This is a genomic window from Caldalkalibacillus uzonensis, assembly GCF_030814135.1.
Lineage (GTDB): Bacteria > Bacillota > Bacilli > Caldalkalibacillales > Caldalkalibacillaceae > Caldalkalibacillus > Caldalkalibacillus uzonensis.
Map to the genome: position 1 here is coordinate 77,226 of NZ_JAUSUQ010000003.1, position 24,553 is coordinate 101,778.

22 protein-coding genes and 2 riboswitches are annotated in these 24,553 nt (G+C 47.1%); of the genes, 4 read left to right on the forward strand and 18 right to left on the reverse strand.

Going from position 1 to position 24,553, the window contains the following annotated elements:
• Window positions 1-160: 160 nt before the first annotated feature.
• The 14 genes from J2S00_RS04980 to J2S00_RS05045 all read right to left on the reverse strand — a co-directional run bounded on the left by J2S00_RS04980 (window position 161) and on the right by J2S00_RS05045 (window position 16,183).
• Window positions 161-2,104, reverse strand: a complete 1,944-nt coding sequence (locus J2S00_RS04980) for a TRAP transporter permease (RefSeq protein ID WP_307336258.1) — start codon at window positions 2,102-2,104, stop codon at window positions 161-163.
• 2 nt (window positions 2,105-2,106) lie between these two features.
• Window positions 2,107-2,613: a DUF1850 domain-containing protein gene (locus J2S00_RS04985; RefSeq protein WP_307336261.1), complete on the reverse strand. Its 507-nt coding sequence runs from the start codon at window positions 2,611-2,613 to the stop codon at window positions 2,107-2,109.
• A gap of 24 nt (window positions 2,614-2,637) precedes the next feature.
• Window positions 2,638-3,624, reverse strand: a complete 987-nt coding sequence (locus tag J2S00_RS04990; protein ID WP_307336263.1) for a TAXI family TRAP transporter solute-binding subunit — start codon at window positions 3,622-3,624, stop codon at window positions 2,638-2,640.
• 198 nt (window positions 3,625-3,822) lie between these two features.
• Window positions 3,823-5,196 carry a sigma-54-dependent transcriptional regulator gene (locus tag J2S00_RS04995; RefSeq protein ID WP_307336266.1) on the reverse strand — a complete coding sequence of 458 codons (1,374 nt, stop codon included), beginning with the start codon at window positions 5,194-5,196 and terminating at the stop codon, window positions 3,823-3,825.
• A complete protein-coding gene (locus J2S00_RS05000; RefSeq protein ID WP_307336269.1) occupies window positions 5,171-7,222 on the reverse strand; it encodes a transporter substrate-binding domain-containing protein in 2,052 nt (683 codons plus the stop codon). The genes J2S00_RS04995 and J2S00_RS05000 overlap by 26 nt, the downstream gene beginning before the upstream one ends.
• A gap of 196 nt (window positions 7,223-7,418) precedes the next feature.
• Entirely contained in the window at window positions 7,419-7,787 is a 369-nt protein-coding gene (locus tag J2S00_RS05005) for a carboxymuconolactone decarboxylase family protein (RefSeq protein ID WP_307336896.1), read from the reverse strand.
• A gap of 262 nt (window positions 7,788-8,049) precedes the next feature.
• The gene (locus J2S00_RS05010; protein WP_307336272.1) at window positions 8,050-9,300 is read right to left on the reverse strand and encodes a peptidase U32 family protein; all 1,251 of its coding nucleotides are present in this window, start codon (window positions 9,298-9,300) and stop codon (window positions 8,050-8,052) included.
• A 50-nt stretch (window positions 9,301-9,350) separates the two neighbouring features.
• Window positions 9,351-10,280: a peptidase U32 family protein gene (locus tag J2S00_RS05015; RefSeq protein ID WP_307336275.1), complete on the reverse strand. Its 930-nt coding sequence runs from the start codon at window positions 10,278-10,280 to the stop codon at window positions 9,351-9,353.
• Window positions 10,281-10,499: 219 nt separating this feature from the next.
• Complete coding sequence (locus J2S00_RS05020; protein WP_307336278.1) at window positions 10,500-11,378, reverse strand: MetQ/NlpA family ABC transporter substrate-binding protein; 879 nt, start codon at window positions 11,376-11,378, stop codon at window positions 10,500-10,502.
• A gap of 55 nt (window positions 11,379-11,433) precedes the next feature.
• Window positions 11,434-12,111: a methionine ABC transporter permease gene (locus J2S00_RS05025; protein ID WP_307336281.1), complete on the reverse strand. Its 678-nt coding sequence runs from the start codon at window positions 12,109-12,111 to the stop codon at window positions 11,434-11,436.
• A complete protein-coding gene (locus tag J2S00_RS05030; protein ID WP_307336284.1) occupies window positions 12,108-13,124 on the reverse strand; it encodes a methionine ABC transporter ATP-binding protein in 1,017 nt (338 codons plus the stop codon). The genes J2S00_RS05025 and J2S00_RS05030 overlap by 4 nt, the downstream gene beginning before the upstream one ends.
• Window positions 13,125-13,223: 99 nt before the next feature.
• Window positions 13,224-13,335, reverse strand: a riboswitch (SAM riboswitch).
• 126 nt (window positions 13,336-13,461) lie between these two features.
• Entirely contained in the window at window positions 13,462-14,850 is a 1,389-nt protein-coding gene (locus J2S00_RS05035; protein WP_307336287.1) for an anti-sigma factor domain-containing protein, read from the reverse strand.
• Between the two features lie 2 nt (window positions 14,851-14,852).
• Window positions 14,853-15,629, reverse strand: coding sequence for an RNA polymerase sigma-I factor (sigI, locus tag J2S00_RS05040; RefSeq protein ID WP_307336899.1), 777 nt, complete (start codon window positions 15,627-15,629; stop codon window positions 14,853-14,855).
• A 131-nt stretch (window positions 15,630-15,760) separates the two neighbouring features.
• A complete protein-coding gene (locus tag J2S00_RS05045) occupies window positions 15,761-16,183 on the reverse strand; it encodes a hypothetical protein (RefSeq protein ID WP_307336289.1) in 423 nt (140 codons plus the stop codon).
• Between the two features lie 319 nt (window positions 16,184-16,502).
• On the opposite strand from J2S00_RS05045, the gene J2S00_RS05050 reads away from it, so the two are divergent.
• Complete coding sequence (locus J2S00_RS05050) at window positions 16,503-17,756, forward strand: FAD-dependent oxidoreductase (protein WP_370875831.1); 1,254 nt, start codon at window positions 16,503-16,505, stop codon at window positions 17,754-17,756.
• A 113-nt stretch (window positions 17,757-17,869) separates the two neighbouring features.
• On the opposite strand, the gene trpB is transcribed toward J2S00_RS05050, so the two are convergent.
• Complete coding sequence (gene trpB, locus J2S00_RS05055) at window positions 17,870-19,042, reverse strand: tryptophan synthase subunit beta (RefSeq protein ID WP_307336293.1); 1,173 nt, start codon at window positions 19,040-19,042, stop codon at window positions 17,870-17,872.
• A gap of 139 nt (window positions 19,043-19,181) precedes the next feature.
• On the opposite strand from trpB, the gene pxpB reads away from it, so the two are divergent.
• Genes pxpB through J2S00_RS05070 form a run of 3 tightly spaced genes read left to right on the forward strand, consistent with a single transcriptional unit; the run spans window position 19,182 to window position 21,655 of the window.
• Complete coding sequence (pxpB, locus tag J2S00_RS05060; RefSeq protein ID WP_307336295.1) at window positions 19,182-19,910, forward strand: 5-oxoprolinase subunit PxpB; 729 nt, start codon at window positions 19,182-19,184, stop codon at window positions 19,908-19,910.
• Window positions 19,910-20,677: a LamB/YcsF family protein gene (locus tag J2S00_RS05065; RefSeq protein ID WP_370875832.1), complete on the forward strand. Its 768-nt coding sequence runs from the start codon at window positions 19,910-19,912 to the stop codon at window positions 20,675-20,677. The genes pxpB and J2S00_RS05065 overlap by 1 nt, the downstream gene beginning before the upstream one ends.
• The gene (locus J2S00_RS05070; RefSeq protein WP_307336297.1) at window positions 20,678-21,655 is read left to right on the forward strand and encodes a 5-oxoprolinase subunit C family protein; all 978 of its coding nucleotides are present in this window, start codon (window positions 20,678-20,680) and stop codon (window positions 21,653-21,655) included.
• A 1-nt stretch (window position 21,656) separates the two neighbouring features.
• Here the strand turns inward: J2S00_RS05070 and J2S00_RS05075 are convergent, their stop codons facing one another.
• The 3 genes from J2S00_RS05075 to J2S00_RS05085 all read right to left on the reverse strand — a co-directional run bounded on the left by J2S00_RS05075 (window position 21,657) and on the right by J2S00_RS05085 (window position 24,261).
• Window positions 21,657-22,328, reverse strand: a complete 672-nt coding sequence (locus J2S00_RS05075) for a methionine ABC transporter permease (RefSeq protein WP_307336299.1) — start codon at window positions 22,326-22,328, stop codon at window positions 21,657-21,659.
• Complete coding sequence (locus J2S00_RS05080; protein WP_307336300.1) at window positions 22,321-23,364, reverse strand: methionine ABC transporter ATP-binding protein; 1,044 nt, start codon at window positions 23,362-23,364, stop codon at window positions 22,321-22,323. The genes J2S00_RS05075 and J2S00_RS05080 overlap by 8 nt, the downstream gene beginning before the upstream one ends.
• Window positions 23,365-23,448: 84 nt before the next feature.
• The gene (locus J2S00_RS05085; protein ID WP_307336302.1) at window positions 23,449-24,261 is read right to left on the reverse strand and encodes a MetQ/NlpA family ABC transporter substrate-binding protein; all 813 of its coding nucleotides are present in this window, start codon (window positions 24,259-24,261) and stop codon (window positions 23,449-23,451) included.
• Window positions 24,262-24,355: 94 nt separating this feature from the next.
• Window positions 24,356-24,457: riboswitch (SAM riboswitch) on the reverse strand.
• Between the last annotated feature and the right edge of the window lie 96 nt (window positions 24,458-24,553).

The window sequence follows — 24,553 nt, forward strand, 5'->3', positions numbered from 1 at the left end:
CATGAAAAAAGTTCAGGATGTATTTCGAAAGAAACTCCTGTCTGACAAAGACAGGAGTTTCTTTCTGGCATAGAACCTGGTATATGCCACCATCCAATAGTTTCTTGCAAAACCTTTTTGCCATCAGCTTAAATGAAACATGGACAAGTTTGGAACTGAATTAGTTTCTTTTGTTTAGGTAGTACTGAATAGCAACAGTCAGTACCAAAACACCAAAACCGATGATATCTTGAATCAAATTGGGATTCATAAACATCACTGCCCCTGTGGCCATCAAGATTCTGAGGAGCGGGTGCATACGGGTCAGTAAGTAACCTTCTGCTGCAATACCCAACATCATCACACCGGTCACAGAAGTAAGCAGTAAGGCCAAACTTTCCATTACTGTTGTCTCTATCAACAGCAGGGAGCTGTTGTAGACAAACATGAATGGAACGATATAGCCGGCAACGGCCAATTTCATGGACATAAAACCCGTACGCATGGGAGAACCGCCGGAAACCCCTGCCGCAGCAAATGAAGCCAAAGCCACGGGAGGTGTAATATTGGCAAAAATACCAAAGTAAAAGACAAACAAATGGGCCACCAGGGGCTCCACACCCAGTTTCACCAAAGCCGGCGCGGCCATGGTTGCGGTAATAATGTAGGTGGGGATGCTGGGTAACCCCATACCCAGCACAATACAAGCAACCATGGTTAAAAGCAAGGTCAAAAAGAGACTCTCTCCCCCCAGCGTGACGATGGCATTGGCCAGCTTCAAACCAAAGCCAGTCAGGGTGGCCACGCCGACAATGATGCCGACAGCCGCACAGGCAATGGCCACACCCAGCGCCGTTCTGGCCCCTGTTTCCAAAGCTTCTGTAATATCCTTAAAACTCATACGCGTCGACCTGCGCAGCATGCTGACCAGGATGGTTACCACAATCGTCCAAAAGGCAGAAAAGATGATCGTCGTCCCGCTGAAGAACAGCATATAGACGAGAAACAGCAAGGGAATTAATAAGTGGCCCCGCTCTTTCATCACATCACGCAAACGGGGAAGTTCGGATCGCTTCATCCCCTCTAAACCGTCTTTGGAGGCCCGTAAATGGATTTGGGTCAAGATGCCCAGGTAAAACAACAGGGCTGGTAAAATGGCGGCAACTGCAATGGTGGTATAGGGAATACCTAGGGTTTCAGCCATAATAAAGGCCGCTGCCCCCATAATAGGGGGTAAAATCTGTCCGCCAACTGAAGCCGAGGCTTCAACCCCACCGGCAAAGTTTTTATTGTAACCGATCTTTTTCATCAGGGGAATGGTAAAAGCCCCCGTGGTAACCACATTGGCCACAGCAGCCCCATTAATGCTGCCTAAAAAGCCGCTGGCCAACACGGATACTTTAGCCGGCCCCCCTTTAGTATGACCGGCCATGGCCAAGGCCAGATCATTAAAAAATTGCCCCATGCCGGATTTAGCCAAAAATGCGCCAAATAAGATAAACAGGAAAATATAAGTGGCTGAAACCCCTATTGCGGTGCCATAAATGCCCTCTGTCGTAACATACAAGAAGTTGACCAGCTGGTCCCAGCTGTAGCCCCGGTGCCGCAGAATCCCAGGCATGTCCCGCCCGTACAACGCATACAGAATAAACAATACGGCCAAGAGAGGAAGCGCCCATCCCGTCACCCGTCTGGCTGCTTCCAAAACTAACAGCACCAGAATGGCACCAAACAGCAGGTCCCATTCATTGGGCAGGCCGCCGCGGCGGATGATTCCCTCATAATCTTGAAAAATATAAACGGTGGTGCTAATCGCCAGCAAAGCTAATAAGGCATCATACCAGGGCAATACATCCCGTCTCTGCTTTTGAAAAGCAGGGTAAAGAATAAAAATAAGAGCAAGCACAAGGGCCAGATGCAGCGACCGGTGCTGCAAAGTGACCGGTGTGCCAATATATGATGTAGTGAAATGATACACAGAAAGTGTCACAGCCACCAGGGTGACAATGAAAGTTAAGCTGCGCCGGTTAAACTGGCGGAAGCGTGATTCAGTATCATATTTCTCCAATATGGCCTGCTGCCGGTCATCCAGCTTCAATTCCCGTTCTGTTAAGCGGTTGTTCATCTTTACCACCTCTTTTTAAGCCTCATCTCTACCGGCTGATGATGGGGAATATCTCCTGTTTGTAAAAGCGGCTCTCCGTTTAACTCTAGACCAAACTGCACGTGGTGGGAATGTATCCAGCGGTAGACAGGAATGACTTCGGACAGCTCTGTCATAATGACATAATCATCTTCAACCTTGACAGTTCCTTCTTTGGTATGGGGCACACCGGCCCCGAACGACTGAAAACGGGTCTCCACCAAGACAAAGTGGCCGCTCTCAACCTGCAGGATTTCATGCCATGGTGTCTTTTCCACAGAATGAATCCAGGAAAGTTCCAGCATATCTCCTTCACTGACCGCTTGCTGAACATAAACCGTCCCATTTTTCTCATTGTGGATGACCAGGTCATATTGGCCGGCAGGGCTGGCCAGAACAAAGGTCAAAGCGCTTAAACTGCCTGCCACTAAACACAAGACTGCAATGAGGACATATTTGTTCATAACTGGAGAGGAAGCATAGCGTAACATGCTTCCTCTGCCTCCTTCTGACTGTTATTCAGCTAAAACACCTTGTTCCTCAAAATAGCGTTGTGCCCCGGGATGCAAAGGAACAACCATACCCTCTTCTACTTTTTCCAGGCTGATATCTTGGGCGGCATTGTGCGCATTGTGCAGGGTCTCAAGGTTTTCAAACAGAGCTTTGGTGATATTGTAGACAACCTCTTCAGACAGCGTATGGTTCACCAGCAGCAAGTTGGTAATGGAAGCCGTTGGGATCGGTTCTTCATTATCATACGTGCCGGCAGGAATCTCACTGGCGGTAAAGAACGGATAATGTTCTTCCAAGTAAGTCATCGCTTCCCCTTCGATCGGCACAATCTTCACCTCATGAGTGGTGGACAAGTCGATCACAGTGGCATTGGGCAGTCCGCTGGTCACGAAAGCGGCGTCAATCATGCCGTTGCGGATTTGATCAATCGCTTCACTGTAGGACAGATAGTCTTCCTGAATATCATCGTAGCTCATGCCATGGGCTTCAAACATCATACGGGCATTCAGTTCAACACCGGAATTGGGAGCTCCTACACCAACCCGTTTGCCTTTCAAATCTGCAAATGTTTCAATGCCGGAATCGGCCGTGGTGACAACCTGTACAAAGTTAGGATACAAGCCGGCAATCCCGGTCAGCTCCGTTTTGGGTTCTTCACCTTCAAAAGCTCCGAACCCTTCATAAGCTTGCAAAACTGCGTCTCCCATGGTTATCGCCAGCTCAGCATTGTTATTGAGCAAGAGATTAATATTTTCCACAGAGGCACCCGTTGCCTGGACAGAAGTATCATAGCCCAGCTCTTCCTCCAGAATGGTGGAGATGGCCCCGCCAATCGGATAATACACTCCGGAAGTTCCACCGGTGGCAATGGTGATAAACAAGTCCTCTTCGGCTCCTTGTTCCTGCCCGCCGCCGCCACAGGCAGACAAAATCAGTGTCATGGTGAGCAACAACAAACCTATCTTTTTCAGCTGATGATGTTTCTTCATCTGATGACCCTCCGTTTATAAATTTTTTTGATACGCTCTAATAACAGTTATGCAAATTTAATGCCAACTTCGGTTTTTGTAACCGTTTTCTCTCTTTTGCTGCTGTCACCGCCGTTGTCCACAGCTCTCATCTCATTAGGTCCCCAATAAAAAAGCGGCATAATTTGCCGCAGGGGCAAGATCTGCCGCATATCTTTCCTATGTTTGGCGCCCTTTGTATTGTTTCAGCTTATCCCTCAAGCTGCGCTCGCTGATGCCCAGCATCTTGGCTGTCTGTTTGCGGTGGCCTCTGTTTTTTTCCAATGTGGCTTTAATCAGCAGCTCTTCCACTTTTTTAACAGGCAAGCCAACCAATGCTTCAATATGGCTTTGAATGGACTGGGAGCCTGGGTGGAGACGGACATGATTGTGGCGCACTTCTTCGGGTAAATCTTTCAGTTGGATCTGATCCCCCTCACAAATCACCATGGCCGCCTCCACAATATTGGCCAGCTCACGGACATTACCCGGGTAATGATAATTGAGCAGGCATTCATAGGCATCCGGAACAACACCTGCGATCTGTTTGCCCAGTTCCTGATTAAAGACTTGAATAAAGTGCTGGATAAGAAACGGCAAATCCTGCCGCCTGTCCCTTAGAGGGGGAAGTGAAATTTCCAATACATTGAGGCGAAAATACAAGTCTTCCCGAAAAGTACCTTCTTCCACCATTTTTTTTAAATCCCTGTGGGTGGCAGCAATCACCCTCACATTCAGTTTAATGCTTTTATTAGCACCCAAGGGAGTGACTTCCCGCTGTTGAAGCACACGCAACAATTTGGCCTGCAAGTGAAGGGGCATGTCCCCAATTTCATCCAAAAAAATGGTGCCGTTCTGGGCAAGTTGAAACTTCCCTTCTCTGCGGCTGACGGCACCGGTGAAGGCGCCCTTTTCATGGCCGAACAGTTCACTTTCCAACAGCTGATCGGGGATGGCCGCACAATTGACCACTTCAAACCGCTGGTTCTTGCGCTTGCCGGAAAAATGGATGGCCCGGGCCACCAGTTCTTTTCCAGTCCCGCTTTCCCCTGAAATCAGCACGTTTGTTTCAATATCTTTGACCTTGTCAATCAGCTCGAATACCCGCCTCATGCGCGGGCTCTTGCCGATGATGCCCTCAGAACGGTATTTGTTCTCTAACTCCTGGCGCAAATAGGCCACCTGGCGGTAAAGATGCTGAAAATGGAGGGCTTGCTTCAGCAAGGTCAGCAGTTCTTCCATATGCAATGGCTTGGTTAAATAGGAATAGGCGCCCTTTTTGATAGCTTCAACGGAAGAGGAAATGGTTCCGTAGGCAGTCATGATAATGACAACCATATCCGGCTGCCATTTTTTAATCTCGGTCAGCACATCAATCCCGTTGATCTCCCCCAGTTTCAAGTCCAATAAGCACAAATCAAAGGATTCTTGTTTCAGCCATTCCACACCTGTCCAGGGGTCGGTGGTGGTTTTCACCTCATATTCATCTTCCAGGGCAAACTGCAACGAAGAACAAATGGAGGCTTCATCATCGATTACCAGTATCTTGGCCATTGGCATCCCTCTCCTTGTTAAAGATCAGTGTGATCACCGTTCCTTGCCCGGGTGTGCTTTCCGCAACCAGTCTGCCATTGTTTTCAGCCACATATTGCTGAGAAAGGGACAGCCCCAGTCCAGTCCCTTTCGGTTTGGTCGTGTAAAATGGTTCAAATGCTTTGTTCAGTTCCTCCATGCTCATGCCAATCCCTTCATCTTTGATTGCGATATACACGTCTGTCTCATCGGCCCAGGCAGACACATGGAGTGTTAGACCCTCCGCCTGAGCGTCTACCGCTTTGTTGCGCTTTATCTCCATCGCTTCGATTGCATTGAGGATTAAGTTAATCAACACCTGTTTCATTTGTTGCGCATCAACATTGATGGACAAATCTCTCTCCAGGTTGGTGCGGACCCGGAACCCCTTCTTTTCAACCGAGGGCTGAAATAAAATAAGGACCGCCTCGATTAATGACTGGACATAGACCGGTTCCTTTTTGGCTCGCCGTGGTTTGGCGTAATCAATCAAGCCGCCGATCAGCTGATTCAAACGCTCAATTTCTTTGGGAACATGGGTGGCCATCTCCTGCCGGAACACAGCGTTTTCAAATTTGGAAGGAATGAGTTCGGCAAATGTTTTGATCGATGTCAGCGGATTGCGGATTTCATGGGCGATGCCAGCGACCAGCTGGCCCAGGGCCCTGTTTTTTTCCTGGGTAAACAGCTGTTCTCTCAACCGGTACTCTTCCGTGACATCTTCAAAGGAAAGAATAACCCCGGTCACATGCTTTTCGTAATCATATAAAGGATAAACATAATAGCGCAAATGATAGGTTGTTTGGCCATCAGGGGCCCAATCATACTCTTCCCCGAGAAATTGCTGTCCCTGGGCAAGCACTTGACTGATTTTGCCCTTAAACAGAGCGGAGATGAGCGGAATGTGTGAGTAATGCCTTCCAAGCGGCTTTTCTTCAACTCCCACAATTTCCAGGGCTTTGGGGTTAAACGAGGTGATCAGACCGTGCCGGTCACAAGTGACAATACCACGCGGGCTGCTATCCAAAATTTGCTCTTTAAATTGCTGGCTGTTCTTGGTTTCTTCAATTTGATAGGCCAGGCTGCGATTGGCTTCCTGCAGATCTTTGGTTTTGTTGTCCACTTCCTGCTGCAGCTTGCGGTTCCAATACATCCCGTACACCATCATCATTAAAGCAATGGCAAAAAGGGAAACGATGACGGTGATCGCTGTCCTCAACCGCTGAGCCACAAGCGCCGGATCCTGGCCAAACCAATGATTATAAATCTGGGTGTAATCACCTTCATGAACAACAGTTCTTAATCCTCTGTTTAAGGTGTGCAACAGTTGGTAACGCCCCCCAGGCACAGCCAGGGAATACTCCAGAGGCAGCAGATAACCGTCCGCAAACTGGTATTGATTGGCCACGCCATACTCCTGCAGTAAATATTCGGCTGTATGCCGGTTGCCCACAAACACCTCGGCGCGTCCTCTCTGCAGCAATTCAAACGCCTGTGCCTGGCTGCTGGTCACATGATATTTAACCCGGCGGATATTTCTCAGAAAGTCGTATTCCACGGTTCCCCGTTGTAAGGCCACAATCCGGTTGGACAGATCGGCCAGACCTTTAATATGGTCTTCATGGGCCGGAACCAGTACCCCTACAGAAGAGGTAAAAAAGCGGTCGCTGAATTCCATTCTTTCGGCATAATCTGCTGAAAAATGAATGCCCAGGATGACGTCCACCTCGCCATTGGCCAGGGCATCCACACTTTGCTCCAGATTCAAGGGTACATATTCTACTTCAAGCTGTTGGTATTCCGCTACTTTTTCTAAAATATCGATATTAAAACCTGTTAATGTTCCTTCGTCCATAAATTGAAACGGAGGCAGGTGAGGATCAACAGCAACCCTGATCTTTCCCTGGCGGTTTGACTCAGCCAAGCCTGCCATATCGCCTGGAGAAAAATTCATTAGTACAGCACCAATAAGAACCATAACAGTAAAGGATAAACGTGCCAGCATCATGGATGATCCCTCTTTTTATTCTCATTACGTTTGGGCACACTTGTGTTCCTGGTGAAGTTGTTGCTTTAATCGTATCACAAAGCCTTTCCCTGTGCATGAGGGGAAAAACTTCCTAATGATGCAAAAAAACTCCCGCCAGGTAGGACGGGAGTTCGTTCCGGCTCTTATATTTCTTGATATGTTGTTATAGAGGTGATCAATGCTTGCGGTGGGGCAGTTCTTCCAGGCAAGCTTGGACCAGGGTGGCCCCATGACTCATGGCAATGCCCCCTGTCAAAGCGGCACTGACACCCAGCGCTTCCAAGATCTCAGCATCGGAAGCTCCCTTCTGCAGCGCCTCCTGGGTATGATACATGATGCAATATTCATCCTGGGTGGCCAGTCCGATCCCTAAAGCAATCAAGTGCTTGGTTTTCTGGTCCAGTTTCCCCTTTTTAAAGCAGGCACCTGTAAAGGCATGATACTGGTCAACCACCTCAGGCAGCTTTTCTTTTAAATCGGCCAATCCGGCCTTATACTCATGAATAAACGCTTCAATTTCAGTGCTGTAATTGCCATTTTCCATCTGTTCCGTGTTCATGTTTTCCACTCCTTTACCAGTGATCCAAGTTTTTCAAACATAGGATTCCCCCTTGCCTCTCTGCTATTCTCAGTATTTTAGGAACGGTTATAATCAATGAGGCGATTGGTGGCGATTTTATACAACCACGGTTTAAAGGACGCCTGCTCTCCATTATTCGAAACAACATGACAAAAAGCTCTATCCACTAGGCAAAAAAATAACCACCCCCGAAATACCTGCCAGGGATGGTTGCCAGTCACGGTCTTTATTTTCTTTTTCTCATCATGTCATAGGGATGAACCGGCTGATCCACCTTCATTTTGACCGTCATCATCGGGTGCGGAGCACGTTCTAACGGTTCATTTTCCTCATCCCACATCTCTTTCACGGTTTGTTTGAAGCGGACAAAGTTGGGGCCAAAGAACTCCACTTCATCACCAACACCGAAGTTGTTACGCTGTTGCAACGTAGCAACCTGGGTGTCCGGGTCATAATCCAGTACCAGGGCGGCAAAATCATACTTGGGAATCTTCTCCGGTTTGCCGAACAGCTGGTCCTGTTCAGTGGGATCGCCAAAGTAGAAAGCGGTGGTCAGTGAACGTTGGGCTGCTTTCCAAATCTCGTCCACCCATTCTTCTTTCAAACGGAAGTTCTGCGGATCCTCACAGTAAGAGTCGATGATTTGACGGTACACATTGCACACCGTGGCTATATAATGGATACTTTTCATCCGTCCTTCAATTTTCAGGCTGTCTACCCCGGCGTCAATCAGTAAAGGCAGATGCTCCACCATGCTTAAATCTTTGGAACTCATGGTAAACGGATCATGATCCACACTTATCCGCTTGTCGCCATATAACTCATAAGGCCAGCGGCATGACTGGGCGCAGCCGCCACGGTTCGCATCGCGAGCTGTCATATGATTGGACAGGACACAGCGTCCGGAATAGGAGATACACATTGCCCCGTGAATGAAAGCTTCAATCTCAATATCCACGTTGCGTTTAATCTCCCTGATTTCCTCCAGGGACACCTCCCGGGCCAGGACCACACGGGGAATCCCTTCCTGGGCCCAGAACTGCACTGCCTTCCAGTTGGTAATGGAAGCTTGGGTGCTGATGTGCATCTCCAAATCGGGGGCAGCGTCACGTCCTAGTTCGATCAAGGCGGGGTCAGCTACAATACAGGCGTCAATGCCAATGTCATGTAATTTTTTAAAGTAGTCTTTAACCCCTTGCAAATCTTCATTATGGGCAATAATGTTGGCGGCAACATACACTTTGGCTCCGTATCGGGAGGCAAAGTCAACCCCTTTAGCCATATCTTCAAAGCTGAAGTTGCCTGCTTTGGCCCTGAGGCCATACTGCTGGCCGCCAATATACACGGCATCAGCGCCGTATCTGACAGCAAACTGCAGTTTCTCCAAGTTGCCTGCCGGGGCCAATAGTTCAGGCTTTTTCAAAGAAACATTGGCCTGCCCTGTGGCGCATGTCTCCACTTGTGCTTCGGTCGCCATACGATCCACTCCTTTCTGTGCTAAGGAAGGCACATTATTTTTCCTTCATTTTAATAGATCTGTTCCTTAAAATAAAAACCTGTGCCCAAACGGCGCTCAGGAGGCTGAATCTGCTTGATCTCCTCCAGCCAGCCGCCCAGCTTGGCTTGAAAAGCATCAGCGTCCTGCAGATACACATCAATCGCCTGACGGTAAATGCGGGTCACTTGCTCCAGGTATTCCGTTGTCTTGTACATGCCCTCTATCTTCAGGCTGTCAATCCGACCGTCAATGAAGGCTGGCAGATGCTCCAGCATGCAAATATCCTCATTGCTCATAATGTGTGTGCCGTTGATATCTTCAAACACAGGATAGTGCGTTTCTTCTTCTTTCTTCTCTTTCAGATACAAGTTGGCTTCTGGCATAGTGGAAACACGTTCTTCTCCAATATGGTTCAAGTAGTTGCGTACCAGCCGGCGTGCAGAATGGAAAATGCAGGTCATGCCATGGATCTGGGCCTGAATCTCAATATCCACTTGTTTTTTAATTTCTAGCACATTTTCCAGAGACAACTCCCGGGCCACAATGGCTCTTGAGGCTCCTTTTTTGGCCCAGTAGTGCACTGTCTCATAGTTGGTGGAAGTGGTTTCCGTGTTCCAATGCAAGGGCATTGTTGACCCAATCTCCCACACCGTCATCAAAACCGCCGGATCACCGAATACAATACCATCAACACCAGCTTCTTCCAAGCTTTTAAGATAATCTGGCAATGTTTTCAGACGGTCGTTATGGAACAAAGCATTGACAGCCACATACACTTTAGCTTGCCGGTCATGGGCCACTTGGACTGCCTGTTCAATCTGAGGCAGTTCAAAATCCCCGGCTACTCTCAGACCGTAGTATTGGTGGCCAATGTATACAGCATCGGCTCCAGCATCAACAAGCCATTCCACTTCGGCGACACTTTTGGCTGTGACCAAAAGTTCAGGTTTCTTTTTCATTCATCATCACCTCTGACGTACACATTATACTACAGACAGGGCAAAAAAGATAATGGCTATGAAAAGGATCACACTTGCATAATTTTGGTTCCCTTACCTGTTCCATGTCTACAAAAGAAAATGACAGCGGTTAGGCTGCCATTTTCCTTTGCTAATCAATTTCATCTGCTGCTATCAAACTTTATCTACTATATAAACTACATTTCGTAAATATGGTACTTAGAAAGCCACCAGCACATTACCTTCGTAACGTTCCTCAATAAACTGGCGCACCTCTTCAGAGTTAAGCGCTTCAGCCAGTTTTTGGATTAAAGGATCATTTTCTCTTTCTTTGACAGTGGCCAATACATTCACATACGGATTGTCCTCAGGGCTTTCCAAAATCAGGGCATCCTCAGCCGGTGTTAAACCAACTTGCAAAGCATAGTTCGTGTTAATAATGGCCAGATCTGCATCTTCATAAACCTGGGCCACCGTGGCTGCTTCCATGCCCTCAAATTGGAAGTTATGAGGATTTTCTTCAATATCCCGAACCGTGCCATAGAAGCCAACATCATCGGCCAGCTTGATCAGATTATGGGATTCAAGCAACTTTAGAATGCGGCCCACCTCTGAAACGGAATCAGGATGGAAAATTTTAGCTCTTTCAGGCAGTTCCTCAATGGAATCGTATTTGACAGAGTAACCACCCATCGGTTCAATGTGTACCCCAGTTACAACCACCAGGTCATAGCCATGTTGTTCATTTTGGCTCTCAAGATAAGGAATGTGTTGGAAGAAGTTGGCATCCAGGTCACCTTCAGCTAAATATTGATTAGGCAATACATAGTCACTAAAAACTTCCACTTGCAATTCAATGCCTTCCTCATCCAACAGCGGTTTGACCACTTCATTCAGTATTTCAGCATGGGGAACCTGAGTTGCTCCCACAACCAGTTTGCCCCCTTCAACCGCAGCCTCTTCCTGGCCCTCTTCCTGTGTGGTTTCTTCCTGAGTCTCTTCAGGTGCAACCTCTTCTGCCTGATCACCTGCCTCACCACAGGCAGCCAAGCCCAAGGCTAAAACAAAGACTAAAGATAGCAATAATAGTTTTTTCATCTCTCTACACCCCTTTTAATGCACAATTTATTGTGTTAGTGATGTATGGTCAACCTTACCGTTTGTCAAGAGCTTTGACAATAAGGTCCCCAACCATTTGAAATACTTGCACGATGATAATAATAGCGATGGTTGCCACCAGTGTTACATCTTCATAGTTCATCTGGAAGCCCATACGGTAGGCGTAATAACCCAGGCCGCCGGCACCGACCACACCAGCCATAGCCGTATAGCCGATTAAGGCAATGCCAGTGACGGTTAAACCAGACACCAGAGCAGGTTTGGCTTCAGGGAGCAGCACTTTAAAAATAATATGCCTGTTGCCAGCCCCCATCGCCTGTGCCGCTTCCACAACCCCTTTGGGAATTTCCCTAAAGGCAATTTCCACCAGGCGGGCGTAGAAGGGAGCTGCTCCTATAATCAGTGCTGGTATGGCAGCGCTCATACCATAACCCACACCGAAGATCATCCGTACATAGGGAATCAGTAAAATAATCAGGATGATAAACGGAATGGAGCGAAAAATATTGACAATGGTTCCCGTGACACGATAAAACCACTGATTTTCCCACGGGTTCCCTTTGGCCGTCATATACAATAACACACCCAAAGGAATACCTAACAGCGCTGTAAAAAACAGTGAGACCACTGTCATATATATGGTTTCATAAGTGGCAGCCCATAACTCATCAAGATAAACATGGGGGAACAGCACCTCCCATACCTCCATCATGACAAGAGCACCTCCACTTCAACCCCTTGGACCTTGAGGTGATCAATCGCCCGGTTCACTTCAGCCTCGTCGCCTGTAACCTGAATATACAGTGTGCCGTAGGACGCATCTTTTAGCCGGCTGATTTTACCCTGTAAAATGTTGACTTCTATTTCAAACTGACGGATGAGCTGACTGATGACCGGTTTCCCGGCTGCCTCTCCCATAAAGCGGCACTCTAAAACCCAGCCGTTATGGACATGCCTTTCCGCTGAAGCAGACAGAGCCTCATCCGATTCTGTCACCTGCTTCACAAACTGCTTGGTGATCTCTTGCTGGGGGTGGTGGAAAATATCAGTGACATCCCCCAACTCAACCACACGGCCCGCCTCCATCACAGCCACCCGGTCACATATTTTGCGGATAACATGCATTTCATGGGTAATCAACACAATCGTTAAACCCAGACGGCGGTTAATCTCCTTTAACAGATCTAAAATCGAATCGGTCGTTTTTGGGTCCAAAGCGGATGTTGCTTCGTCACACAGCAACACATGGGGTTCATTGGCCAACGCACGGGCAATACCCACGCGCTGCTTCTGCCCACCACTCAGTTGGGAAGGATATTGATCTTCTTTGCCATCCAAGCCGACCAGATTAATCAGCTCCTTGGCCCGTTGTTCCCTCTGCGCTTTGGGCACCCCCGCAATTTCCAGGGGAAACATTATATTCTCTTTCACAGTGCGGGACCAGAGCAGATTAAAATGTTGAAAAATCATACCAATTTTTTGCCTTTTTTGGCGCAACTGTCTGGTGGACAAAGTGCTTAAGTCGGTGCCGTCCAGGATGACTTTTCCTTCTGTTGGTGCTTCCAGCAGGTTAATCATGCGGATCAAAGTGCTTTTACCTGCACCACTGTAGCCAATCACACCGAAAATCTCACCCTTTTTGATGGAGAGGGAGACGTGATCCACAGCTGTAATATCCTGCTTTTTAGATTTAAAGCGTTTGACGATATTTTGAATCTCGATCATAAATCCACCTGCTTTCAACCCCTTTAAAGGAGCAAAAAGATGTAATCAAATAAAAAATCCTTTCTGAGATGCAGAAAGGATGTCGTGTACCACTTCATCCTCTCATCTCTCGAAGATATGACATCTTCGCAGGAATTGGCACCTTTCCAGACTATTATCTGGCGGTTGCCGGGTTTCATCGGGCCAGTCCCTCCACCTCTCTGGATAAGAGTGTCACTTGATTATATGATGGTTTTCATCCTGTTTTACTTAACAAGTCGATGTGTATCGACTTCTGAGTAAGTACTATATCACCATATCCCAGACTTGTAAACAGCCAAAATAAAAGATTGTATTTTCAGATCTGTGCGCAAAATAAATAATTAGCCTCCACTGCGGAACGGGGTTCCTTTGTGGAGGGTTGCTGAAATATATTATTTTTCTTTTTGATGTCGCTTTTCTCCTTGTTGTGCTGCTCCTTTATTTGGCCAGGTTGTTTTCTCTCTTTCGGTTTGTCATCGTTCTTTTTTTCACTGCGTGATTCAGAGTTTGCGCGATCAGACTGGACTGGCCTTAACATCATCTTATCTTGACCATTAGGGGGAAACTCGTTCCTCTTTTTAGACAAATGGGCAGAAACAAGCTCCCCATTACCCCGGGAAGAAATACTCTCCTTCCTTTCCAACTCTTCCTCTTCTATTTCTTCCTTACCGCCAGGAGCATCCTGATCATTCATTTTTTCAGGCAAGGTATTGTCTGGAGCAAAATTGTTTTTTTGAGGTTTGTTCTGGCCATTGGTGTGTGGCTGTGGTTGCTCCGTCTGTTTGTTGCTCTCACCTTGTGGCTCGGCTTCCGATAATGAACGGGATAATACCTGGCCAAGTCCTCCTAAATCCCTCGCCAACTCTGAAACGGAACGTTCTTGAATGTCTTCAAGATCTAGATCTAGTTTCTGTTCTAAAGCATAAAGATAGATCATATACTTTCCAGGGGACAGACCTACATCTTGTGCTTTGCGGCGAATATCTTGATTGGTGTTCACTTGGTAAAAAATAAGATAGCGTCCCTGATAAGATTGATCCGATTGACTGTCGTTGTTACTAGCAGATACAGATGTTAGTTCAATCTCTTTCTCATTGAACTGTTCTTCTCTGATACTGGGGCCCATATAGAAACTGTCAGACTGAATTAATTGGGCCTCTGCTTCTAGCAGTGCCGTTACAATTTGTGGTTCATAATCAAGGATATCCCGGTCTCCCACAGCAGATGTGGTGACCAGTACATCGGTCACATCTTGCAAATAGCCTTGATCTTGGGCCATGATTAACATATTGACAATAACGTTATGCAAGGAACGATGGGACCAGTCTTCCATGTACTCTACCAGGCGCTGGCCTTCTGGGTTAAGCCCTTTCAACGTTAGTACTTCCATGGACTTGTTGACACTCATTTCCACACTGGGATTAAGATCAAGATGCACATAGGCTACAGCCGTATGGTCCGGCCCAAGGGCCATATAACCGATCAGGGTTAAAAATAAGATGAGACATGAGGCCACCAAAGCAATTGTTGGAATGTGGAATCGCCTCTTTATAGGCCTATCCACCATTTCACTAGCCGGTAACTCAACTTCATCCCCAATTTGTATCCGTTCCTCTTTCCGTTTCCGTATAGCATGGAAAGTCCCTTCATTCGTCATAACAATGGCTTCAGTTTCTTTAATCTCTAGAACAATGCCTTTTGCCATTCTTATCCCCCCTTTCTCCCTTGGACTTGTTCAGGTTCAATATAAGAGCGCAAGCATTCAAACTGGCCAATATAGATCAAGGCCATCGCTATAATATATTTTCGGTTTCTCTCCACAGTTTTACGACTGCAATTGACAAATTTGAGCAAATGTTTTAAAGGAAGCTGTTTCTTCTCCAGTAAATAGTTAGCAAGTTCAGGTTTACTAGCTAAGATTTTGGCAATCTGTTTGGCATTTTCTCTGGCATCTATGTGTTTTGGGCAGCATTCAACCAAATCGGAAAAAGTAATATCAAACTTTTTTAGAAACAGTTGGTACTCCTGAATCTCCTCTCTTCTTCTTTCTCTATCCATTTCTTCCTTATATTGGGATATAGAGGCGTTGATTTGAGCCAAACTCTCCACTTGTTCCTCTTCATCTTTCGAGTCCTGTTCAAGCAGAATATCCCGGGTCTGTCTGGTTTCTTTACGAATATAATCAATGACCCGGCGACGAATGACCATTTCAGCAAATGACAAAAAATGACTCCCTTGCTCCTCATCATAAGTTTCGATCGCTTCATTGAACGCTTCCAAGGCTATACTATATTCATCCCTAGAGCGATCAATGTATTGCTTACACACTTTTGACGCCACTTTAATCATAAACGGTGTATATTGACTAATCAGTTCATTACGCATGTCAATGTTAACTTTAGCTTGTTGGACTAACTGTTCAATGGCTGGTGATTCTTCTATAGAAACCGCTGATTGTTTGTTTAACCATTTCCCCACAATCATAGATAACAAGGTGCTCACCTCTCAATAATATTAGTATTCGTTGAGCGATTTGCTTTTTACAGGGTTGAGGTGATGAAAAAAGCTGCTGGTCAACCAGCAACTCTATCAATAATGATGGATAATCCAGTGATTTACAAGGTGGAGTTCATCGACTTAGTTTGCTCCCGGCGCAAGCGGTCGCTTAAAACTTTTAAGCGGTACATCAAGTCTTCCTGCCATTTTTGGTCGTTTAATCTTTTGGCCACTGATAATAGATCAAGAGCATGGTCGATTTGCTCCCGCAGCACGTCCTCTGTGGTTCCAGCTAAATCAATACAATCTGTAAACAGCGTTTCTATCTTCTCTATATCGATATAGTCACTCAAATAAACTTCTGGGGCATGATCAGCATGGGCGTATTCCGCCAATATCTCATACTCATCGCGAATTTTTTCGTGCACAGCAAACGACTGGCAAATGGGACAATAGACAATAGGGACGTCGTGTATCAAGGTTTGCTTATATTTTACCGTTCCGATTGCCCCTGTCATACTAGCTCCGCAGCAAAAGCTCATCTCCAGCCCCTCCCTCTAATTAGGTTTAAGACAAGAATTGCGCCATTCCATAAAAAAACAGCATAGTTTTTGGAGAGGTGATCATCTACATCATGGTAAATCGCTCGTTGTGGATTGGGCCCACACTTTAACATAAAGGTTATCACAGGATCGCGGTGAACGCCAGCCACAACTTTTGCTAAATCATCATCAGGTGACATCAGACTCCTTTAAAACCTGTGGAACTGGAAACATGTTTCTGAGCATTAAAGTTGATTTTTAACATGGATATTATATTATAATAATTATAATATAGAAATCATTATCAAATTCTGAAGGAGTGGATCTTGTGAAGATTGTTGTTTATACCAGCATTGGTTGTCCTTACTGTGAAAAAATCAAAAATGACCTAAAAACGTGGGGCTATACCAATTATGAAGAGAAAAATGTTCAAGAGAATCCATCCTATTTTGATGAACTGCATGAGCATGGCATCTTCTCCACCCCAGTCACATTTGTTAATGGTGAGGCTGTTGTTGGCTACCGTCCCAATAAAATGAAACAAATCCTGGGTGTGAACGAAGAGAATCAAAACAACAATGCGAATCAAGAAAACAAAGAGTCCATCTTCCAGCCTGTGGATAAAAAAATTCTTGAAGAAGTGTGGGATTTTGTCACCATTGGCGGCGGTCCAGCCGGCGCATCAGCTGCTGTCTATGCCGCTCGTGGCAACTTGAAAACACTGGTTATTGATAAAGCACCAACCTCCGGTACACTGGCCATCACCCATAAAATTGCCAACTATCCTGGTGTACGCGAGGAATTAACCGGGTTGGCTTTGCTGGAAAGAATGCAGCTACAAGCCAAAGATTTCGGGGCTACTTTTGTGCAAAGCAATGTCATTTCTGTTGATTTCAGCCAGGAGATTAAAGAACTTGAAGTTCCAGAAGGGAAAATCAAGGCCAAATCGGTGTTTATTGCTGTTGGAGCCAAAGCACCGTCCAGCAAAATCAAAGGGGAAGAAGAGTTTACCGGCCGTGGGGTCAGCTATTGCTCCACCTGCGATGCGGCATTCTTTAAAGGTATGACCGTGGCCGTGGCCGGTGAAACGGAAGAAGCCGTTTCTGAAGCTTATGCTTTGAGCAAACATGCTGACAAAGTGTTGTTCCTCATCCCGGGAAGTAAGTTAAAGGGAGATGCCGATGTCAGTCTGGTAGAAAATCTGCCTAATGTCAAAATCTATTGGAAACACCGTATAAAGGAAATATTTGGGGAAAAGAAAGTGGAAGGAATCCGCGTGCAGGATGATCAGCGGGAGCTGGTAACCTGGCATGTGGACGGTGTCTTCCTCTATTTGGCTGGCATGAAACCGGGAACCGACTTCCTGCAGGATGCTGTTGAACGGGATGAAGAAGGCTATGTCATTGTTGACGAAACCTTGCGCACTAACGTTGACGGAGTCTTTGCCGGAGGCGATGCGAGACGCACACCCATCAAGCAGGCCGTCATCTCAGCGGCTGATGGCTGCATTGCTGCCATGGGCGCTGACCAGCATGTGAACAAGCGCAAAAAAATGAGACCGCAATACAGCTGATTCAAGAGTTTGTCGCTAAATCAGGCGGAGAAAGAAAAGGGAAGGGTTATAGTCAGAACCCCTCCCTACCACTAGCTCTGCCTTAGCCATTGCTCTGCCAGCCTAAACGCTCATCAGCTGTTTTGCTTCAGCATGTTAAACACCTGCTGAACATCTTTGTCCCCGCGGCCGGACAAATTAACAATGATCACCTGATCTTGACTCAAAGTGGGGGCCAGCTTACAAACATAAGCGATCGCATGGGCACTTTCCAAAGCAGGAATAATGCCTTCAGTTTGGGACAAAAATTGAAAAGCCTCCACCACTTCCTCATTGGTCACTGTCACATATTCCGCCCGTCCCGACACTTTCAGGTGGCTGTGCTCAGGACCAATGCCCGGGTAATCCAGTCCGGCAGCAATAGAGTACGTGGGTTTGGGATTTCCTTCTTCATCTAATAACACAAGGCATTTAAAGCCATGAATAACCGCCGGGACACCTTGCGTTAGAGTGGCAGCCTGATCTGGCTCCACTCCGATCAAACGCACATCAGGTTCATCCAGATAATGGGCAAAAGCACCGATGGCATTACTGCCCCCGCCCACACAGGCGATCACGGCATCAGGCAAACGCCCTTCTTGTGCAATGATCTGCTGCTTAGATTCCTCACTGATGACAGCTTGAAAATGTTTAACCATACTGGGAAAGGGATGCGGGCCCACTGCCGAACCCAATAAGTAAAAGGTATCTTTGTAGTTTTGAACCAGATCATTAAGAGCTTCATCTACCGCATCCTTTAGGCGTCCTTGCCCCTTTTCAACGGGCACCACCTTGGCTCCCAACAGCTCCATGCGAAACACATTGAGCGCTTGTCTTCGTGTATCCTCCGCACCCATGTAAATCGTGCAGTCCAGGCCAAACATAGCACAAGCCGTTGCTGTCGCTACACCATGCTGTCCCGCCCCTGTTTCGGCAATCACCCGTTTGGCACCCATCCGTTTGGCGAGCAGTATCTGACCTATCACGTTGTTAATTTTGTGGGACCCGGTATGATTCAAATCTTCCCGCTTAAGATAGATCTTGGCCCCACCCAATTGCTCTGTCAGGCGCTGGGCATAGGTTAAGGGACTGGGGCGTCCCACAAACTCCTTTAAATAATATCGGAACTCTTGATTGAAGTCCGGATCATCCTTGTACCTTTCAAACTGTTCGGCCAGAACATCCAAAACCTCTTGTAACTCCGGTGGTACGAAGCTGCCACCAAATTCTCCAAAGTATCCTTTCTGCTCTTGCTGAACTGTGCTCATCTTAACTCCTCCTCATCTCTGCTCAAAAGTTTAGAAATTTAAACCCATTTTATCACGAACAGGTTAGGGAAACAATTAAAAATCTAAAGATTGTTACATGAACAAAAAATATTATAGAATGGGACTAGGGGTGAGGCACATGTTTCACATGACAGCACTTGGTGATACAGGAATCAGGGTTCAGCTGGGGTCCACCATCTCTCCCGAGACCAATCAGCTTATCCGCAGCTTTTCTCTGCTGCTTGAACAAGATAAACACCCTGGTCTCATTGAATGGATACCGACCTATACCTCGATCACCGTTTTTTATGACCCCTATGTCATCAGTTACGATGAATTGACTGCTTATCTGCACAGCATCGCAGCCAGTCTGCATCAGGCTGATCTTCCGGAAGCTGAAATTATACATATTCCGACCTGTTACGGGGGAGAGCTGGGCCCAGATTTGGACAATGTCGCCCGGCACAATGGTCTCACCCCGGAGGAAGTGATCAAAATACACAGCCAGCCAATGTACTTAATCTATATGATGGGTTTTACACCCGGCTTTCCCTATTTAGGAGGCATGTCCAAACGGATCGCCACGCCTCGTTTAGAAGTGCCACGCTCCAAGGTACCGGCTGGTTCAGTCGGTATTGCCGGTGAGCAAACAGGAATCTACGCCATGGAAACGCCAGGGGGGTGGCAAATCATTGGCCGCACGCCCTTGAAGCTGTATGATCCTTTACGGGAACCTTCCATTCTGCTCAAGGCAGGAAATTATGTTAAATTTGTGCCTATTCCATATGATCGGTACAAACAGATTGAGGAAGCTGTTGAAAAAGGAAGCTATCAACCCCGAATCACCACATACAGGAGGGAAAGATAGTGGGCTGTCAGGTGGATTTAAACAGTGATCTGGGTGAAAGTTTTGGCGTTTATACCCTTGGCCAGGATGAACAAGTGTTGGAACACATCACTTCGGCCAACATTGCCTGCGGCTATCATGCCGGGGATCCTAATGTTATGTCCCGTACAGTAAAAATGGCTGCCGACAATGGAGTGGGAATCGGAGCCCACCCTGGACTGCCAGATCTGATCGGCTTTGGCCGCCGCCACATGCAGGTAGACCCACAAGATGTGTATCACTTTGTGTTATATCAAATTGGGGCACTGGCTGCCTTTGCCCGGATTCACCACACAGAGCTGAATCATGTCAAACCTCATGGCGCCTTATATAACATGGCCAGCCGTGATCCGGAAATCGCCCGAGCTATCTCTGAAGCTGTGTATCATTTTGATCCCCAACTCATCCTGTTTGGCGCCTCAGGCAGCGAGCTGGTCAAAGCAGGCCGTCAAGTGGGCCTGACAGTGGCTGAAGAGGTGTTTGCCGACCGGACCTATCAGCCAGACGGCACACTCACCCCCCGCACACAGCCGGAAGCCATGATCCACGACCCGGAGGTAGCGGCACGAAGAGTAGCCAGTATGATTCTGGAAAGAAAAGTACAGACTGTGGACGGTACAGAAATTCCTATTACTGCCGACACAGTATGTGTGCACGGCGATAGCCCCCAAGCGCTCCTATTTGTGCACAAACTAAGGGATTCCCTGCTGAGACAAGGAGTCCAAATCAGACGGGTGGGAACGTTTTAGATGAGTTTGGAGAAGAATTGGCCGCTTTTTGAAGTGATCAAACCAGGCTTATTCACCACTGTACAAGATTTGGGCCGGACGGGATTTCAACAATACGGCATGGTCGTTTCGGGCGCGATGGATCCCTTTGCCATACAAGTGGCCAATCTGCTGGTGGGTAACCGCCGGGATGAAGCCGCGTTGGAAATGACGCTCTCGGGCCCTGAGCTCCGTCTCTTGAACGATGCTGTGCTGGCCATTTGTGGTGCTGACTTATCCCCTTCCCTCGATGGCCGCAAAGTGCCGCTGTGGAAATCCTTTCTGGCCAAGGCCGGGCAAACACTCTCCTTCGGTCCTCCACAGCAGGGTGCAAGGGCTTATTTGGCCGCCAGCGGCGGGATTGAGGTACCGTTGGTGATGGGCAGCAAATCCACATATGTCAAAGGGGCAGTGGGAGGATTTCATGGCCGGCCTTTGGACAAAGGTGATATACTTGACGGCAGAAAGCCCCCACAGGCCAAACAAAAACTGGCCGGCCGGGGGCTAATGACTGAAGATATTCCCGTTTATCAAGAGAGGCAAACGATCAGAGTGATTCTTGGTCCTGAACAAGCCGTGTTTACGGAAGAAAGCATTGAAACCTTTCTTGCTGAATCCTATCAGATCACCAGCCAAGCCGACCGGATGGGGTATCGTCTGGCCGGTCCGAAACTTTGCCACCGATCGGGTGCGGATATCATTTCAGATGCGGTTGCCTTGGGCACCGTTCAAGTTCCTGCCGGCGGCGAGCCTATTATCTTGATGGCCGACCGCCAAACGACAGGTGGCTATACCCGCATCGCCAACGTCATTTCAGTGGATATTCCCGTTCTGGCCCAGATGCTGCCGGGGCAAAACATCCGCTTTCAAGCCATCAGTATCCAAGAAGCTCACCAGCTATACCGGGAGCGGGAACGTTTCCTGCGCTGTCTCAGCGTGGCCTGTGGTGTAACTAGCTAAATTAATCTTTTTTCATTTTTGCTGCCAGGCGGTTACCGACGGACTGCAGACCTTGAACAATAATAATCAGAACCGCCACGGTTGCATACATGATGTCAGCTTCATAGCGGAGATGGCCGAAGCGGAAAGCCAAATCACCCAATCCACCTGCACCAACCAACCCGGCCATGGCGGTGGCCCCAATTAAACCAATGGTGGCGATGGTGATCCCCAGGATAATGGACGGCCGTGCTTCCCTGATCATCACGTGCCAGATAATTTGTCTTGTTTTTATACCCATTGATTGATAAGCTTCAATCACACCACGATCCACTTCTAACAAAGAGGACTCCATCAGCCGGGCAATATAGGGGGCCGTATACACGACAAGAGGAACAATGGCTCCCTTCACTCCAATCGCGGTGCCCACAATCAATTTGGTAAAAGGAAGGATAAAAAACAACAGAATAATAAATGGAATGGAACGAATCACATTAATGGTCACGTTTAGAAATTGATAAATAACAGGACTTTCCCAACTTTGGCCAGGGCGGGTCAATATAAGCAGGACTCCAAGGGGCAGGCCGATCACCACTGAAATAGCCAGTGAAATGGAGACCATTTGAAAAGTCTCGATTAATGCCTGCCATAGAATAGGTCCCCTCTCTTGAAAAAACGCTGTGATACTATCCATTGACAGCAACCTCCTTCCCAGCGTCTAGCACTGTCCCTTCCACCTTAATGCCTCGAGAGAGTAAATACTGAATCGCTTGCTGGGTTTGTGACTCATCTCCTTTAAGATGGACAACAAGACGGCCAAAAGGCTTATCCTTCAACTGTGTAATCTGTCCTGACAAAATGTTAGGATAGACATCAAAACGCTTGCTTACTTCGGCCAGAGCCGGATCCCCGGCCGATTCTCCCACAAAGGACAGTGTAATAATAGGACCGGTTGCTTGTAATCTGTCCACAACAGCCTCTGGTACTTCTTCATTGAACAAACTATTAACAAACTTTTTGGTGATAGAGTGCTGTGGATGGGTAAAGATTTCAAAAACGCGACCTTCTTCGATTACTTGGCCATTTTCCATGACGGCCACCCGGTCGCATACCTTTTGGATGACATGCATCTCATGGGTAATAAGCAAGATGGTAATATTGAATTGACGATTGATTTTTAATAAGAGTTCAAGGATAGAATCGGTCGTTTCAGGATCAAGGGCACTTGTTGCTTCATCACTTAAAAGCACCTCGGGCTCATGGGCCAAAGCCCGGGCAATCGCCACACGCTGCTTCTGGCCTCCAGACAACTGACTGGGATAATGTTCCAACTTGTCGTCTAACCCCACAACCGACACATATTCTTTCACTCTCCGCTCCACTTCGCTACTAGGAAGACCGGCCAGTTTGAGCGGGATAGCAATATTTTCATAGACAGTGGCTGTCTTTAACAGGTTAAACCCCTGAAAGATCATACCAATTTTTTTGCGTACGTCACGCAATTTAGCACTGGATAAAGCCGTAAGTTCAGTTCCGTCAACCCACACCTTGCCCGAGGTGGGGCGCTCCAGTAAATTAACACAACGGATCAAAGTGCTTTTTCCGGCTCCACTGTATCCAATTACACCAAAAATTTCACCTTTTTTCACTTCCAAAGACACTTCTTTTAAGGCCTGTACTTCTTTATTTTTCGAGACAAATGTTTTGGACACTCGCTCCAGCTTAATCATACGTTTTCCCCTTTCCTAAAGAAAATGCCTCATGCAACATGAGGCATTCCTCTGCTATGATCTCCTGCCGTTCAAGAGCAGTTTTTACCATGAGGGAACAACGGAACCCTCAAACCTCTCCTCAATAAACTGCTTCACCTCATCAGAATGATAGGCCTTGATCAGCTTCTCTAAGACAGGATCATCTTTGTTCTCCGTACGCACTGCTATAACATTGACCCACGGAGAATCAGCGGGTTCAATAAAGATAGAATCTTTAGTAGGCACATAACCTTCTTCAATAGCGAAGTTGGTGTTAATGGCTGCGGCTGCTAAATCGTCAAGCACCCGGGCAATGGTGGCCGCCTCCAGTTCAACAAACTCTAGGTTTAAGGGGTTCTCCACTATATCGTGCACAGTGGCCTCTGTGCCAACCCCTTCTGCCAGCTTGATGAGTCCAGCTAATTCAAATAAAATCAGGGCACGGGCTCCGTTTGTCGGGTCGTTGGGAAGACCCAGTTTATCCCCTTCTTTTAACTCACTGAGATCATTAATATGCTTGGAGTAAATTCCCATAGGGAAATTGACTGTGGTGGCTACGTCAATGAGGTCCAGGCCCCGGTCTTCTTTAAAGTTTTCAAGATAGGGAACATGCTGAAAACTGTTCACATCAAGCTCTCCCTCAGCCAAAGCAATATTAGGCATGACATACTCGGTAAAAACTTCGATCTCAATTTCAAGTCCTTCCCGTGCTGCCACCTCAGCCACTTTTTCCATAATTTCTTCGTGTGGACCAGCAGTCACACCAACCCGCAACTTATCTTCCGGAAGTGACCCTCCTGTTTCCTCGCTTCCCCCACAAGCAGCTAATGAGAAGATAAGGATAAGACTGATTAATGCCATTAAGCTTTTGTTCATCGGTTTCTCTCCTCCTGTTGTGTATATCTGTTTTTAAGGGGTATTAAATTAAAAACCTCTCTGACAGACAGAGAGGCTGCTTAACACTTTGAACCTCTTATCTATCAGGAATTAGCACCTTTCTTAACCCGCTCTGGCACGTTAAGAAGGTTGCCGGGCTTCATTGGGCCAGTCCCTCCGCCACTCTTGATAAGAGAAGATATCCTTTTAACTTGTTAAAAAGATTCTTCAACCAGCTGGTTTTTGGCTGCATAGCCTTTAAGTTTTTACATTGATATAAAGTATAGTACAG

Coding starts and splice junctions, on each gene's coding strand:
- J2S00_RS04980 (WP_307336258.1), bottom strand. CDS start 2,104: ATGAACAACCGCTTAACAGAACGGGAATTGAAGCTGGATGACCGGCAG.
- J2S00_RS04985 (WP_307336261.1), bottom strand. CDS start 2,613: ATGTTACGCTATGCTTCCTCTCCAGTTATGAACAAATATGTCCTCATT.
- J2S00_RS04990 (WP_307336263.1), bottom strand. CDS start 3,624: ATGAAGAAACATCATCAGCTGAAAAAGATAGGTTTGTTGTTGCTCACC.
- J2S00_RS04995 (WP_307336266.1), bottom strand. CDS start 5,196: ATGGCCAAGATACTGGTAATCGATGATGAAGCCTCCATTTGTTCTTCG.
- J2S00_RS05000 (WP_307336269.1), bottom strand. CDS start 7,222: ATGATGCTGGCACGTTTATCCTTTACTGTTATGGTTCTTATTGGTGCT.
- J2S00_RS05005 (WP_307336896.1), bottom strand. CDS start 7,787: ATGGAAAATGGCAATTACAGCACTGAAATTGAAGCGTTTATTCATGAG.
- J2S00_RS05010 (WP_307336272.1), bottom strand. CDS start 9,300: ATGGCGACCGAAGCACAAGTGGAGACATGCGCCACAGGGCAGGCCAAT.
- J2S00_RS05015 (WP_307336275.1), bottom strand. CDS start 10,280: ATGAAAAAGAAACCTGAACTTTTGGTCACAGCCAAAAGTGTCGCCGAA.
- J2S00_RS05020 (WP_307336278.1), bottom strand. CDS start 11,378: ATGAAAAAACTATTATTGCTATCTTTAGTCTTTGTTTTAGCCTTGGGC.
- J2S00_RS05025 (WP_307336281.1), bottom strand. CDS start 12,111: ATGATGGAGGTATGGGAGGTGCTGTTCCCCCATGTTTATCTTGATGAG.
- J2S00_RS05030 (WP_307336284.1), bottom strand. CDS start 13,124: ATGATCGAGATTCAAAATATCGTCAAACGCTTTAAATCTAAAAAGCAG.
- J2S00_RS05035 (WP_307336287.1), bottom strand. CDS start 14,850: ATGGCAAAAGGCATTGTTCTAGAGATTAAAGAAACTGAAGCCATTGTT.
- sigI (WP_307336899.1), bottom strand. CDS start 15,629: ATGATTGTGGGGAAATGGTTAAACAAACAATCAGCGGTTTCTATAGAA.
- J2S00_RS05045 (WP_307336289.1), bottom strand. CDS start 16,183: ATGAGCTTTTGCTGCGGAGCTAGTATGACAGGGGCAATCGGAACGGTA.
- trpB (WP_307336293.1), bottom strand. CDS start 19,042: ATGAGCACAGTTCAGCAAGAGCAGAAAGGATACTTTGGAGAATTTGGT.
- pxpB (WP_307336295.1), top strand. CDS start 19,182: ATGTTTCACATGACAGCACTTGGTGATACAGGAATCAGGGTTCAGCTG.
- J2S00_RS05070 (WP_307336297.1), top strand. CDS start 20,678: ATGAGTTTGGAGAAGAATTGGCCGCTTTTTGAAGTGATCAAACCAGGC.
- J2S00_RS05075 (WP_307336299.1), bottom strand. CDS start 22,328: ATGGATAGTATCACAGCGTTTTTTCAAGAGAGGGGACCTATTCTATGG.
- J2S00_RS05080 (WP_307336300.1), bottom strand. CDS start 23,364: ATGATTAAGCTGGAGCGAGTGTCCAAAACATTTGTCTCGAAAAATAAA.
- J2S00_RS05085 (WP_307336302.1), bottom strand. CDS start 24,261: ATGAACAAAAGCTTAATGGCATTAATCAGTCTTATCCTTATCTTCTCA.